Origin of the sequence: Shinella zoogloeoides, assembly GCF_022682305.1 — a bacterium.
Taxonomy (GTDB): Bacteria; Pseudomonadota; Alphaproteobacteria; order Rhizobiales; family Rhizobiaceae; genus Shinella; species Shinella zoogloeoides_B.
In genome coordinates, this window is record NZ_CP093528.1 from 1,461,272 (window position 1) to 1,473,563 (window position 12,292).

The window sequence follows — 12,292 nt, forward strand, 5'->3', positions numbered from 1 at the left end:
GCAAGCTGGAGACACCGATGAAAGCCGTTGGTTACAAGGTTCCGGGACCCATCGCCGAGGACGCCTCTCTGGTCGACATTGATCTGCCTCGGCCTGTCGCTGAAGGAGGCGATATCCTGGTTGAGGTGAAGGCTGTCTCGGTCAACCCGGTCGACTACAAAATCCGCAGCAGCACGCCGCCCGCTGATGGCGATTGGAAAGTGCTGGGATGGGATGCGGCCGGGATCGTGCAAGAGGTCGGCCCCGAAGTGACGCAGTTCGCGGTAGGCGACGAGGTCTATTATGCCGGATCGCTCATAAGGCCGGGCACCAATGCGGAGTTCCATCTCGTCGACGCCCGGATCGTCGGTCGTAAACCCGCGTCGCTCGACTGGGCGGAAGCGGCGGCGCTGCCACTCACGACGTTGACGGCCTGGGAAGCCATGTTCGATCGCCTGGACGTGACGAAGCCCGTTCCCGGGGCGGCGCCGGCGATCCTCATCATCGGTGGTGCGGGTGGGGTCGGGTCGATCGCCATCCAGATCGCTCGACAGCGCACGGATCTCATCGTCATCTCCACCGCCTCTCGGCCGGAAACCCAGGAGTGGGTTAAAGGGCTTGGGGCTCATCATGTCATCGACCACTCTCGGCCGCTCGCGCCACAGATTGCCGAGCTCAACATCGGCGCTCCCGCTTTCGTGTTCTCGACCACGCATACCGAGCAGCATGCATCCGACATCGCCGAACTGATCGCCCCGCAAGGACGGTTCGGATTCATCGACGATCCCAAGGCGCTCGCCGTCATGCTGTTCAAGCGCAAGGCAGTGTCGATCCACCACGAGCTGATGTTCACACGGTCGCTCTACGGCACGCCCGACATGGATGAGCAGGGCAAGATCCTCAATTCGCTGGCGGTGCTGGTGGACGACGGCAAAATTCGCACGACGCTAACCGAAAAATTGTCGCCAATTAATGCCGCCAATCTGAAGACGGTGCACGCACTGATCGAAAGTGGCGCAGCAAGAGGCAAGATTGTCCTCGAAGGCTTCTGATGACTGCCACCGCCGAACGTCTTTTCTAACCTCAAGAACGCCGGACGGATTACGCCACGGCGAAGGAAATTCCATGACGAAATCCATTGCCACCGCCTCGATCAACCGCGAAACCGCCGTCGCCCTCATCGACGCGGCGATCGCCGCGGCACGTACAATCGGCATCCCGGCTGCGGTCGCCGTCGTCGACGCCACCGGTAACCTGCGCGCGTTCGAGCGCACTGATGACGCGCCGTTTCTCACCGTCGATGTTGCCATCGACAAGGCTTGGAGTTCCGCCTCGTTTGGGTATCCGACCCATGTCTGGAACGACTATGTTTCGAACGATCCGAAAGTGGCGCCGCTAGCCTATCGCCCCCGGATGGTCGCTGTCGGCGGAGGCTATCCGATCCTGGATGACGGGAAGTTGATCGGCGGGATCGGCATCTCCGGAGGCAACTATCAGCAGGATCAGGATGCGTGCGTCGAGGCACTCACGAAAATCGGGTTCGAGCTGCCAGCCTGACGACTTTAAGGCCATCGCCAGCGGCGGTGGCCTGCAGATCCGACCTTATGAAAGACTTTAAGATGGAAGCGTTCGTCGTCTTCACCCGCGAAGAAACCACCGATCCGGAAGAACTCGCAACCTATTCTTCAGGCGTCGGCCCATCGTTCGATGGCCACGACGTAACCTTTCTCGCCGCTTATGGCGCGATGGAGCATTTGGAGGGGCCGCCCGTCGAAGGGGCCGTAATTTTGCGGTTCCCGACGATGCAGGCCGCCCGTGATTGGTATCATAGCCCCGCCTACCAAACCATCGCTGCGCACCGTTTCGCCGGTTCCCGCTATCGCGCCTTTGTCATTGAGGGGCGGCGGTGACACGCCGACGGAAGAACGGTGGCGCTGGCCACGAGGTATCTGTCGGCGAACTCGCATCCTACAACCTGTAGGGGATCAAGGCGGTGAGGTTCGTGTGCCATCGCCACACGCGACCACTCATCGGACTTCTGCATCGGAATTGGAGGATCAGATGAGCGTCGACGAACGACAAGCCCCCGAGCTGCGGGTGCAGAGATGGATTGGCGTGGGTGGAGAAAGCATCGCGCCGCTCAAGCTATCGGATCTCGGCACCGGCCCGAAAGTCCTCTTCGCCTTCCAGCACTGGTGCCGTGGCTGCCATTTGCATGGATTTCCGACGCTACAAAGGTTGCATGGTGCATTGAGCGCCAAGGGCGTGGGCTTCGCGGTGGTCCAGACCGTCTTCGAAGGAGCGGATGAGAACACCTTCGAGAAGCTGCGCGTGAACCAGCTCAAGTATGCGCTTCCTGTCGCGTTCGGTCACGACGAGCCACCTGCCGGCGCGACGCTTCCCACCTTCATGGAGGACTACCGCACGCGGGGAACGCCCTGGTTCTCCGTGATGGACGCTGGCGGCCGCATCGTATTCTCGGACTTCCATCTCGACGCCGATCAGCTCGTGAAGGGACTGGATCTGGTGTAACCGATGCGGCGCTGGGTCATCCTGATTGCCACCCATCTTGCGATGCTCGCCATGGGCTTCGCGGGCGGTGTCTACACGCTGCCGATCCTGACCGCCCCCCAGGCCCCGGACGCGGCGGACTTGCGGACCATCTCAGCCGAGACGCTCTACGCAGGGCGTCTGGCCCGCGATCTCAAAGGCAGCGACCTGCTTCACTGGGGGGAAGGCGAGATCCGGGTCTCGCGCGACCGTATCGCCCATATCGGGCGCCTCGCCCCTGGTCCTGACTACAAGCTCTACCTCGCACCACGTTTCGTCGACACGAAGGAGGCCTTTCTCCTGATCAAGGACAGATCAGTCCGCGTGGGCGACGTGAAGACGTTCAACGGCTTCATCGTCGAGGTGCCTGCCGGCATCGATGTCCGTGCCTACAACACGGTCGTCATCTGGTGTGAAGCATTCGACCAGTTCATCAGTGCGGCAGAGTATCAACCCTCAAGTCAGGCCCGAGAATGAGCCCGGCGATGGATACCATGAGGTCGGCGGGCAAGCGCGGCCTCGTTCTCGCGCCGGTGGCGGCGCTGCTGCTGAGCGTCGCCGCTCTGCTGCTGGGCAATGGCCTGCTGAGCACGCTCCTGATCGTGAGAGCCGGCCATGAGGGGTTCTCGACCGGCGCGATCAGCGCGATGATGTCCTTCTACTTCGCGGGTTTCACGATCGGCGCGCTCGTGTTGCCACCGATCATCGTCTCCGTGGGACATGTCAGAACCTTCGCCGGCTTCGCGGCCATTGCCTCGATGACCGCCCTTCTCCATGTGGCGTTCGTGGAGCCGGTCGCCTGGATGCCGCTTCGCCTGACTACCGGCTTCGCCTACGCGGGCATGATCCTCGCAACGGAGAGTTGGCTCAACGCCCACGCATTGCCATCCACGCGCGGGCAGCTCCTGTCGATATTCGGAGTTGTCTCTATGGGCTCATGGGCAATCGGGCAGGCGTTACTCAACATCGCACCGCCCGCCGACGTGACATTGTTCCTCATCGTGTCGCTGCTGATATCAGCGGCGGTGGTTCCGATCACCTTGCTGCCCAGTCATCCGCCGGCCCAGGTGGAACAGGAATGGGTCGCGTTCAGGGACCTCGTCCTCGTATCACCTCTCGCTGCGGCTGGCGCTTTCCTGGCCGGCCTGGCTATCGGTGGTTTCTGGGGCATGGGCGCGAACTTCGCCCAGAGCATCGGCCTCGATGTGGGCGGTATCTCCGCCTTCATGGCTGCGGTTCTTGGTGGAACGCTTGCCTTCCATTGGCCACTCGGTTGGCTTTCGGATCGAGTGCCCCGGAATCTTGTCATCGCCGGTGCGGCGCTGGCGTCCGCAGCGTCTGCCATCGGCGTAGCGTTGGCGGTGGAAGCGCCTCTGCCGCTGCTCCTTGCGGCGGGTGCGCTGTTCGGCGGCTTTGGCATCCCGATTTATTCGTTGTGTCTCGCCGTCGCAAACGACGATCTTCCGGCCGGTCGGCTACTCGGCACCGCGCGCGGGCTTCTGTTGCTCAACGGGATCGGGACAGCCGCTGGCCCCCTAATAGGAGCAGCTGCAATGAATATCGTCGGCCCTGGCGGCCTGTTCCTTTATGCGGCGGCGTTGCTCACGCTCCTGGCAGTGCTGGCCATCGCCCGCAGGCAGCCGAGGCGCGCCAACCAGGCCAAGGCGGCCCCCCGTTCTCCGAGCACGCCGATGATAACCGGATCTCTCGATACGATGATATGCATGGAGAAGCGGGCGCAGGGCGTGCGGGATTAGCGCGGCACGGCGCCTGCACGAACCGCGGGGTCAGGCGATGATAGCTGTTACGCGAATTTCGATACGCATGGTTGGAAGCCCCAGCGCTTCGATTCCCAACTGCGTCCAGATTGGAGCGCGGTCGGGCATGTAGTGGCGATACAGCTTGGCCATTGTTTCGTTGATCACGGGAGGGAATCCACCGACGTGATAGGAATTGACGTGGACCACATGCGGCCAGCGTGCTCCGGCGGTCGCGAGCGTCCGTTCCACGTTCTTGAACGCCTGCTCGATCTCTTCCTCAATCGACTCCGGAATGACGAGATCGTCGTTCCATCCGCCCTGTCCGGAGATCTCCACGCGGTCACCAATGCGCATTGCCTGAGAATAATGAAGCGCGTCATGCAGGCGCGTCCCGTATCCGGGGGTGATGAAGAATGAAGGTGTTGTCATGAGTTTGCCTTTGATGAGCCAGGTCAATGCGGCTGCAAGTGACCGTATGCATGCAGAAAGAGATGCAGGGCGTTCGGCACTAGCGCGCCGGCTGCGGTGGAGGGCTTTATTCCACGTCTTCTACGGTGAGGTCCCGGCCGTTGAACTGCACGGTCTCCCCGGCTCGGGCACCCTCGATCGCTTCGAAGATCGGCGCCATCGTGGAAATGCCCATGAGCTCACGCCCCTGACAGGTAAACTTGCTCGTTGACACCGCGATCACAAAGTGGCGGCCGGACAGCTTGACGACAGCGCCTTCGTTGACGGCCAACTTGGGGCCGAAATCGATTGTCCTGAGCTTTTCGAGTTTATCCGCGTAGTCATGGAGCGTGTCATCGAGCGCTTCAGCGAAGTCGCTCGCGACCTCGGCCTGAGCTAGTTCGTCGTTTTCGATCGGTTCGCTCCGATCGAGCCGAGCGGTAGAGACATAGTCCAGGTAGTTTTCGCGAGCGCTGTGCAACGCTGCTGTCTCCAGCAAGAGCATAGTTTCTCGTATGTGGTCCTTGTTCCAGTCCATAATCACCTCCTAATTTTCGATGTTCTTAAAGTTCAGCCTGCAGATGTGTGGGCCAGGAAGGTCAGCCTTTCCGGCTAAGCGACACCGCTATTCGTCGCTGATGACGTCTTCGCCCTGGTATGGAACCCTGATCAGCCGAGCATCTCGAATGATGCTCGTGACGAGCCAGACATATTCCTGCTCGGCGGTATCGAAGCCGAGGATGCTGAAGGATTGGCCGAAAGGGCATGGCGGGAAGTCTGGAAAGCCTTCGCGCAGAACGTAACGCTCGGGATCGCTGTGAAACTCGCTCTTGTAGACTTTCCGTAGTCCGTGCTTGCTCGGCGCGTCCTGGTCACCTGCCGGTGCTGTTTCCCGATGCGCCACAAGGCGCTCGGACAAGTCGCGGGGGCAGATTTCGTGGAACACGTCGAAGGCGTCGATCAACAGGCCTTTATGCTCTGTCGCCGGATCGGTGATCGCGTAGATGTTGGAGGCATCTTCGCCGTCGTCCCCGCTCTCGAGGCGCAACGCCGCATCGACGCGAATGCTGCATGCATCGAGGGTTGACCCTAGTTCGAGATCGACGAGATTGCCGTCCTTGACGCGGTATTCGCGGTCATAGCCTTTGGCGATGAATGACTGGACTGCTTCTAGAACATCGGTCACCTGGGAGGTCATGGAAGCACCTTCATCTTGAACTGGATTGGACACGCTCGCGCACAAAGCGCGCTGTGACTCGGCGGCGGACGGAGAAGCTCGCGAAGTGCGTTACTCATAGCCACTTGGCCTTCTTGAAGCGCATGAACAGGAGAAGGCAGAACACCGCTATCACTCCGAGCACGACGAAGTAGCCATATGGCGTGTCCAGTTCCGGCATGTGCTTGAAGTTCATGCCATATATTCCGGCGATCGCCGTCGGGACCGTCAAGATCGCCGCCCAGGCCGCGAGCTGGCGAGTGACCACACCGATCCTTTGCGCTTCCAGAAGGCTGCTGGCCTCGAAGACCGTGGACAGGACATGCAGGAGGCCGTCGACCATGGACTGCACTCGGTGGACATGGTCCGCGACGTCGTGGAAATATGGTGTCATTTCGGAGCTGATGCAGGGAAAGTGGCCGCGAACGAGCTTTCGCACCAGCTCGGCCATAGCCCCGAGCGTGCGCTGGAACCGCGTGAGTTCGGACCTTAGTTCGAAGATTCGCGCCACCTCTTCTGGCCCGAGGAAATCGTGCAGCGACCGTCGCTCCATCGCCAGGACGTCGTCCTCGATCATTTCGAAGATGGGCAGATACTGGTCGACCACTCGGTGCAAGATCGCGTGCAGCACATAGTCGACACCCTTGCCGAACTGCGTCGGCGATGCCTCGAGTTGCTCCCGAAGTTTGCCCAGCGCTCCGGCATTGCCGTGCCGCACGGTGATAAGGTGATTGTGACCGGTGAAGATCGCCATCTTGCCGTAGCTGATCCGGTCGCCGACCAGCTCGGCGGTCTGGGCGACGACGTACAACTCATCGTTGTAGACCTCGAGCTTGGGCGGGCACAGCGGGTGCATGGCGTTGTCGATCGCCAAAGGATGGAGGTTATACGTCGTCTGGATCGCGCTGAGTTCGTCTGCGGTGGGCTCGCTAAGCGCGATCCAGCAGAAGCCCGAGCGATTCTCGTTTAGTTCGACGTGCTCATCGAGCCTGATTTCACGGACTCGCTTACCTTCGTTGTAATAATATGCGGCGATAATGGTCATGCAGGCCTCGCAGGAATTCGCAGGCCACGCTGTACAGCCGGTCGCGCCAGCCCGCGTTCGAGCCATGCCTGCACGTTCGAATAGCTGCTTAGGCCGAGGATGTCGCCCGCTGCGTAGAATTCGACCAGCGCATTCACCCAGCCAAACGTCGCAATGTCCGCGATCGAGTAATCATCGACAATCCATTCGCGGCCCTCCAGCCGGTGATCCAGGACCCCGAGAAGACGCCTGGATTCATCAACAAAGCGCTGCCGAGGTCGCTTGTCCTCATAGTCCTTGCCGGCAAATCGCAGGAAAAAGCCTAGCTGTCCGAAGGTCGGCCCAACGCCCGACACCTGAAAGAACACCCAGGCCAGAGTCTCGTACCGCTGGGCGGGTGTTGTTGAGATGAGCTGCCCCGTCTTGTCGGCCAGATAGATGAGGATCGCACCGGTTTCCCATATGCCAATGGGCTGGCCGTCAGGGCCAGCCGGATCGATGATCGCGGGTATGCGGCCGTTGGGATTCAACGACACGAACGCTGGATCCTTCGACTCGTTGTTCGAGATGTCGACGAAGTGGGGCTCATACGGCAGGCCAGTCTCCTCCAGCATCATCGAGACCTTGACGCCGTTGGGCGTGGGGGCCGCGTATAGTTGCAAGCGATCCGGATAAGATGCTGGCCAGCGCTGCGTGATGGGAAAGGAGGAGAGGTCTGTCATATCTGGATCCTGGCACTGCGACGGCGGCTGAATGGAATGATCTGCTTCAAGGCCGGGTCCGACGACCGCGTCGATTGACGCGGTCGTCGGAGGTTGCGAACCGGATCGGCGCGGCACTGACGGCAGCGAAGCCTATTCCGCTGCAGCCCCGGCCGCAGGGCTCACATCGCCGGCCTCATGCCGCTTTGGAAGAACCCAGTCGGGACGGACGAAGTGGCAGGTGTAGCCGCCCGGCCGCTTCTCCAGATAATCCTGGTGATCGGGCTCGGCCTCCCAGAACTCGCCGACCGGCTGGACCTCGGTCACCACTTTGCCATCCCACAGCCCCGAGGCATCCACATCGGCAATCGTATCCTCGGCGACGCGCTTCTGCTCCTCGTCGACATAATAGATGCCCGACCGATAGGAGAGCCCACGATCATTGCCCTGGCGGTTCAGCGTCGTCGGATCGTGGATCTGGAAGAAGAATTCCAGGATGTGCCGGTAGCTCGTCACTGTCGGGTCGAAGACAATCTCGATCCCCTCGGCATGCGTGCCGTGATTACGATACGTGGCGTTCGGAATATCGCCGCCCGTGTAACCCACACGGGTCGAGATGATGCCGGGCCGCTTGCGGATCAGATCCTGCATGCCCCAGAAACATCCTCCTGCGAGAACAGCGCGCTGATGCATGTTAAGCCTCCTCTACTTGATCGAGATATTCACCATATCCCTCGGACTCCATCTCGTCGCGCGGGATGAAGCGAAGGGACGCAGAGTTGATGCAGTAGCGCAGACCGCCGCGGTCGGAAGGACCGTCCGGGAACACGTGGCCCAGATGGCTGTCGGCGTGTACCGACCTGACCTCCGTCCGGACCATGCCGTGTGCACTGTCCCGCACCTCGTTCACGTTTGCCGGAACGATCGGCTTGGTGAAGCTGGGCCAGCCAGTACCCGAATCGAACTTGTCCGTTGAAGCGAACAGCGGCTCTCCCGACACTATGTCGACGTAGATGCCAGGCTCCTTGTTGTCGTTGTGCTCACCCGTGAAGGGCCTTTCGGTCCCCGAATCCTGGGTAATCCGGCGTTGCTCGGGGGTCAGGCGGTCAACTGCTGCCTGTGACTTCTCAAACTTCATGATAGTCTCCAATATTTAATCTAGAGAGCTCGACACACTGTCATTTATCTTTGCAGTCATTGCACCGACTATCGCAGTGCGCCCCAGATTTATCCAATACGCTGCGCGTATAGTTTCCATAGCGCCGAAGCTCTTCACGTCGTGATTCAGTTCCACTCATACCGGGCTGCCAGCTGCGCGATGTTCCGTATCTCGACCGTTGCCGTGGAGCCGGATACGGTCGCGATCACGACTTCGCGCTCCAAGACAAATCCGTCGATCGGCCGAGTGACGAGGCCTTGCACGGTCGGCGATCGTTCCGGAAGAATGCATATGGCGTGGCCGTCAGCGACGACCCGTTGCACCCAGTCCTCGCGATCTGATCGAAAGCGAGGTCGCATGAGCAAGTCCCGTCGCGCGAAGTGATCGAGGATCCGATCGCGAAACTCGCATTTCAGGCGATCGACGAAAGGAAACTCGAGCAGGTCTTCGCCGCGCACGATCTCGTTGGCAGCCAAGGGATGGTTTGCAGAACAGCCGAGCACGAAGCGCTCCCGAAATAGAGGATGCACATCCAGCTTGCGTTCCGGTCTTGTTTCACGCGGCATGATGCACGCGTGGTATTTTCCTGAAAGCACCTCCGATGTGTCCTCGTTCGACTGGAGCGAGTGCAGCTTGATTTCGATGGATGGCATCTCCGCCAATGCGCTCTCGAAGAATGCCGTAAATTCCTTTGGTCCGACGGTGGGCGCGACGGCGACATCCAGCACGCGGTGCCCCCCCATCGCCCAGTGCTCCGAGTGATTGCGAACGCTCTTCATCGCGACCACCATACGCCGGAATTCTGCCTCGACGTCATGGCCAAGGCCAGTCAGGCGGCTGTTCTTCCCGTCGCGATAGATCAGCGGCCCGCCAAGCTCATCTTCCAAGCGGCGGATCGCGCGGGTCAGACTTGGCTGTGACACACCGCTCAAGCGAGCGGCCGCTGTGAAATTCAGCGTCTCGGCCAAGTTGATGAAATAGCTGACTTGATTGAGTTCCATAGTCCTTTGGCCCACGCGCCTGACTGATACCTCTTCCGTGAGACCGCCTTTGGAAAGCAGGTCGCAGAAGTATGCTTGGCGCATATAATCATGGTATAGGGGCTTGTCTATATGCGCCAGACATATAAATGATAGCCTGAGATGACGATTAGCGGTTGGCGGTGCGCTCCGCTCAGCTCCGTCGAAGGTTCTGAGAGCGCAACCGCCGAGCCGCGTGCTGGAGGTTTGATGGACATGGCAGGAAGATCATTTACGTTTGTCAGTGGGGCTGGCTCTCCGCTTTCCGGGCACCTCGAACCGCCGGAAGGGACGCCGCGGGGCTGGGCGATCTTCGCCCACTGCTTCACGTGCGGGAAAGACAGTCGCGCCGCTGTTCACATCTCGCGCGCGCTGTCGCGTGCGGGCATCGGGGTCTTGAGGTTCGATTTCGCCGGGACCGGGATCGGCGGTGGGACGGGAGAACCTGTGAACTTCGCGTCGGACGTCGAGGACCTTCGGGCCGCCGCAAAGGCGATGGCGGCGGCGGGCATGTCACCGTCCCTCCTCGTCGGGCACAGCCTGGGTGGCACCGCTGCGATCGTAGCCGCCGCCGACATGCCTGATGTTGCGGCGGTCGCGACGATTGGTGCGCCGGCCGACCTTCAGCATATCTTGCGCCTCTTCGGACCGAATGATCTGAACACCATCGCGAGCGAGGGCGAGGCCTCGGTGGAGATTGCCGGTAGGCCGTTCCTCATTCGCCGAGGGTTCCTTGAGGCGGTTGAGGGGATCGACGTCGAGAAGGCCATTGCCTCCCTGCGACGGCCGGTGCTGGTCATGCACTCTCCGCTGGATCAGGTGGTCGGCATCGACCACGCGTCGCGCATCTTCGTCGCGTCCAGGCACCCTAAAAGCTTCATCTCGCTCGACAACGCGGATCACCTTCTCACCGACGTCGCGGACGCGAACTACGCCGCGGCCATGGTGGCGGTTTGGGCGAGCCGCTTTCTCCCACCACTCAGCGCGGATCTTCCGCAGGTCGAGGTTGCGGAGGGCGTCGTCGCCACCGAAACTCTTGCAGGGACGTTCCAGCTCAAGGTCCGCAGCGGCGAGCACACTCTGTTCGCCGACGAGCCAGCATCGGTCGGTGGCCTCGGGACCGGACTATCTCCCTATGAACTCGTATCTGCCGGCCTCGCAGCCTGCACGGTGATGACGATGCGTCTCTATGCGAACCGCAAGGGCTTTCCGCTCGAACGGGCGAGCACGACCGTGCAGCACGAGAAGGTGCCGGACATGATGCCACCCGACCGGTTCACCCGCACCATTGTCCTCGATGGGCCGCTGAGTGATGATCAGCGCGCTCGGATCCTCGCGATCGCTGATCGGTGTCCCGTCGATCTGAGTCTCATCCGGGGTTCGGACGTGCAGACCGAACTCTTGAGCGCCAGTCAGGCTGCGGATCCCGCGAGGCTGGCTTGACCGTGGCGCACACGGAGGAGGGCGAACGGACTGTGAGCCAATCGCCTACCGGCAATAGGGCGGCCGCGACAGAGCGAGCAATTCTCGCAGGCGGCTGCTTCTGGGGCATGGAGGATTTGCTGCGCCGAGCCAGGGGAGTCATTTCGACGCGTGTCGGTTACACGGGTGGAGAAATGCCTGATCCGACCTACGCGAGACATTACGGCCATGCGGAAGCAGTGGAAGTGACCTTCGACCCTTCCGTTCTCGCCTATCGCTCGCTCTTGGAACTCTTCTTCCAGATCCATGACCCCACGACCTACGAGCAACAAGGCAGCGATGTCGGTCCGAGCTATCGATCGGCGATTTTCTACACCACCGAAGTGCAGAAGGAAGTCGCCCTCACAACTATCGCGGAAATCGAGGCATCAGGAAGCTGGCCTGGCCCGGTCGTGTCGGAGATCAACCCAGAAGAACCCTTTTGGGAGGCGGAGCCAGAGCACCAAGAATACCTGGTGCGCTATCCTGGGGGCTATAGCTGCCACTTCGTGCGCCCGACCTGGCGGTTGGACCGCTCAGACGAACGCCCAGCTGTATACTTGACAGAAAGAGTTGATGATGACCGAAACCGTGACTAATCAGGCCGCCTGGCAGAAAGCGCCGGGGCAGCCACTGAGGATCGGTGTCACCGCTCTGCCGCATCTGGCGGCGAACGAGATATTGATCCGCAACGCGGCCATCGCGATCAACCCACTCGACTGGATTCTGCAGGACGTCGCGCTTTTGCCATGGCTCGACTATCCCGCGATTCTCGGCAGCGACGTCTCCGGTGAGGTCGCGGCGGTCGGTGGCGCGGTTCAAGGTCGGCGATCGAGTCATCGGACAGGCGGTCGGGACAACCGTAAATCAACCTGCGCAGGGTGCGTTCCAGCACCACACGATCGTGCTGGACCACATGGCGGCGCCGATCCCCAACAACATGGCCTTCGCTGATGCGGCAGTCCTCCCGCTTGGC

The 12,292-nt window shown here is 61.1% G+C and carries 17 protein-coding genes; 9 read left to right on the forward strand and 8 right to left on the reverse strand.

Annotation, left to right across the window (positions count from 1 at the left end; all coding sequences use genetic code 11):
• The first annotated feature begins 17 nt into the window (after window positions 1-17).
• From MOE34_RS07550 to MOE34_RS07575, 6 genes are all read left to right on the forward strand, one after another.
• On the forward strand, window positions 18-1,031 hold the full coding sequence (locus tag MOE34_RS07550; RefSeq protein ID WP_242222576.1) for a zinc-binding alcohol dehydrogenase family protein: 1,014 nt from the start codon (window positions 18-20) through the stop codon (window positions 1,029-1,031).
• Window positions 1,032-1,104: 73 nt separating this feature from the next.
• The gene (locus tag MOE34_RS07555) at window positions 1,105-1,536 is read left to right on the forward strand and encodes a GlcG/HbpS family heme-binding protein (RefSeq protein WP_242222578.1); all 432 of its coding nucleotides are present in this window, start codon (window positions 1,105-1,107) and stop codon (window positions 1,534-1,536) included.
• A 47-nt stretch (window positions 1,537-1,583) separates the two neighbouring features.
• Window positions 1,584-1,889 (forward strand): DUF1330 domain-containing protein, encoded by a 306-nt coding sequence (locus MOE34_RS07560; RefSeq protein WP_242222580.1) that lies wholly within the window; start codon window positions 1,584-1,586, stop codon window positions 1,887-1,889.
• A 151-nt stretch (window positions 1,890-2,040) separates the two neighbouring features.
• Window positions 2,041-2,511, forward strand: coding sequence for a TlpA family protein disulfide reductase (locus MOE34_RS07565; protein WP_242222584.1), 471 nt, complete (start codon window positions 2,041-2,043; stop codon window positions 2,509-2,511).
• A 3-nt stretch (window positions 2,512-2,514) separates the two neighbouring features.
• On the forward strand, window positions 2,515-3,006 hold the full coding sequence (locus tag MOE34_RS07570) for a DM13 domain-containing protein (RefSeq protein WP_018429627.1): 492 nt from the start codon (window positions 2,515-2,517) through the stop codon (window positions 3,004-3,006).
• 8 nt (window positions 3,007-3,014) lie between these two features.
• Entirely contained in the window at window positions 3,015-4,286 is a 1,272-nt protein-coding gene (locus MOE34_RS07575) for an MFS transporter (RefSeq protein WP_242222587.1), read from the forward strand.
• 30 nt (window positions 4,287-4,316) lie between these two features.
• Here MOE34_RS07575 and MOE34_RS07580 read toward each other — a convergent pair whose 3' ends face one another.
• The 8 genes from MOE34_RS07580 to MOE34_RS07615 all read right to left on the reverse strand — a co-directional run bounded on the left by MOE34_RS07580 (window position 4,317) and on the right by MOE34_RS07615 (window position 9,837).
• Window positions 4,317-4,745 carry a RidA family protein gene (locus tag MOE34_RS07580; protein WP_018429625.1) on the reverse strand — a complete coding sequence of 143 codons (429 nt, stop codon included), beginning with the start codon at window positions 4,743-4,745 and terminating at the stop codon, window positions 4,317-4,319.
• A gap of 79 nt (window positions 4,746-4,824) precedes the next feature.
• Window positions 4,825-5,274: a hypothetical protein gene (locus tag MOE34_RS07585; RefSeq protein ID WP_018429624.1), complete on the reverse strand. Its 450-nt coding sequence runs from the start codon at window positions 5,272-5,274 to the stop codon at window positions 4,825-4,827.
• Between the two features lie 87 nt (window positions 5,275-5,361).
• On the reverse strand, window positions 5,362-5,934 hold the full coding sequence (locus tag MOE34_RS07590) for a hypothetical protein (protein ID WP_018429623.1): 573 nt from the start codon (window positions 5,932-5,934) through the stop codon (window positions 5,362-5,364).
• A gap of 94 nt (window positions 5,935-6,028) precedes the next feature.
• Window positions 6,029-6,997, reverse strand: a complete 969-nt coding sequence (locus tag MOE34_RS07595) for a magnesium and cobalt transport protein CorA (protein WP_242222589.1) — start codon at window positions 6,995-6,997, stop codon at window positions 6,029-6,031.
• A complete protein-coding gene (locus tag MOE34_RS07600; RefSeq protein WP_004099038.1) occupies window positions 6,994-7,698 on the reverse strand; it encodes a glutathione S-transferase N-terminal domain-containing protein in 705 nt (234 codons plus the stop codon). The genes MOE34_RS07595 and MOE34_RS07600 overlap by 4 nt, the downstream gene beginning before the upstream one ends.
• A 132-nt stretch (window positions 7,699-7,830) precedes the next feature.
• Window positions 7,831-8,370, reverse strand: coding sequence for a peptide-methionine (S)-S-oxide reductase MsrA (msrA, locus tag MOE34_RS07605; RefSeq protein WP_004099036.1), 540 nt, complete (start codon window positions 8,368-8,370; stop codon window positions 7,831-7,833).
• Between the two features lies 1 nt (window position 8,371).
• A complete protein-coding gene (gene msrB / locus MOE34_RS07610) occupies window positions 8,372-8,815 on the reverse strand; it encodes a peptide-methionine (R)-S-oxide reductase MsrB (RefSeq protein WP_004099035.1) in 444 nt (147 codons plus the stop codon).
• 146 nt (window positions 8,816-8,961) lie between these two features.
• Entirely contained in the window at window positions 8,962-9,837 is an 876-nt protein-coding gene (locus MOE34_RS07615; protein WP_011191349.1) for a LysR family transcriptional regulator, read from the reverse strand.
• Between the two features lie 228 nt (window positions 9,838-10,065).
• Between MOE34_RS07615 and MOE34_RS07620 the strand changes: the two genes are divergently transcribed.
• From MOE34_RS07620 to MOE34_RS07630, 3 genes are all read left to right on the forward strand, one after another.
• On the forward strand, window positions 10,066-11,298 hold the full coding sequence (locus tag MOE34_RS07620) for a bifunctional alpha/beta hydrolase/OsmC family protein (RefSeq protein ID WP_242222592.1): 1,233 nt from the start codon (window positions 10,066-10,068) through the stop codon (window positions 11,296-11,298).
• Window positions 11,299-11,405: 107 nt separating this feature from the next.
• On the forward strand, window positions 11,406-11,915 hold the full coding sequence (gene msrA / locus MOE34_RS07625) for a peptide-methionine (S)-S-oxide reductase MsrA (RefSeq protein ID WP_018429617.1): 510 nt from the start codon (window positions 11,406-11,408) through the stop codon (window positions 11,913-11,915).
• Window positions 11,893-12,270 carry an alcohol dehydrogenase catalytic domain-containing protein gene (locus MOE34_RS07630; protein ID WP_242222594.1) on the forward strand — a complete coding sequence of 126 codons (378 nt, stop codon included), beginning with the start codon at window positions 11,893-11,895 and terminating at the stop codon, window positions 12,268-12,270. Before msrA (MOE34_RS07625) ends, MOE34_RS07630 begins: the two co-directional genes overlap by 23 nt.
• Window positions 12,271-12,292: the final 22 nt, after the last annotated feature.

Bases quoted from the DNA above. Each gene is read 5' to 3' on its own strand.
- MOE34_RS07550 (WP_242222576.1), top strand. From the start codon at position 18: ATGAAAGCCGTTGGTTACAAGGTTCCGGGACCCATCGCCGAGGACGCC.
- MOE34_RS07555 (WP_242222578.1), top strand. From the start codon at position 1,105: ATGACGAAATCCATTGCCACCGCCTCGATCAACCGCGAAACCGCCGTC.
- MOE34_RS07560 (WP_242222580.1), top strand. From the start codon at position 1,584: ATGAAAGACTTTAAGATGGAAGCGTTCGTCGTCTTCACCCGCGAAGAA.
- MOE34_RS07565 (WP_242222584.1), top strand. From the start codon at position 2,041: ATGAGCGTCGACGAACGACAAGCCCCCGAGCTGCGGGTGCAGAGATGG.
- MOE34_RS07570 (WP_018429627.1), top strand. From the start codon at position 2,515: ATGCGGCGCTGGGTCATCCTGATTGCCACCCATCTTGCGATGCTCGCC.
- MOE34_RS07575 (WP_242222587.1), top strand. From the start codon at position 3,015: ATGGATACCATGAGGTCGGCGGGCAAGCGCGGCCTCGTTCTCGCGCCG.
- MOE34_RS07585 (WP_018429624.1), bottom strand. From the start codon at position 5,274: ATGGACTGGAACAAGGACCACATACGAGAAACTATGCTCTTGCTGGAG.
- MOE34_RS07590 (WP_018429623.1), bottom strand. From the start codon at position 5,934: ATGACCTCCCAGGTGACCGATGTTCTAGAAGCAGTCCAGTCATTCATC.
- MOE34_RS07595 (WP_242222589.1), bottom strand. From the start codon at position 6,997: ATGACCATTATCGCCGCATATTATTACAACGAAGGTAAGCGAGTCCGT.
- MOE34_RS07600 (WP_004099038.1), bottom strand. From the start codon at position 7,698: ATGACAGACCTCTCCTCCTTTCCCATCACGCAGCGCTGGCCAGCATCT.
- msrA (WP_004099036.1), bottom strand. From the start codon at position 8,370: ATGCATCAGCGCGCTGTTCTCGCAGGAGGATGTTTCTGGGGCATGCAG.
- msrB (WP_004099035.1), bottom strand. From the start codon at position 8,815: ATGAAGTTTGAGAAGTCACAGGCAGCAGTTGACCGCCTGACCCCCGAG.
- MOE34_RS07615 (WP_011191349.1), bottom strand. From the start codon at position 9,837: ATGGAACTCAATCAAGTCAGCTATTTCATCAACTTGGCCGAGACGCTG.
- MOE34_RS07620 (WP_242222592.1), top strand. From the start codon at position 10,066: ATGGACATGGCAGGAAGATCATTTACGTTTGTCAGTGGGGCTGGCTCT.
- msrA (WP_018429617.1), top strand. From the start codon at position 11,406: ATGGAGGATTTGCTGCGCCGAGCCAGGGGAGTCATTTCGACGCGTGTC.
- MOE34_RS07630 (WP_242222594.1), top strand. From the start codon at position 11,893: ATGATGACCGAAACCGTGACTAATCAGGCCGCCTGGCAGAAAGCGCCG.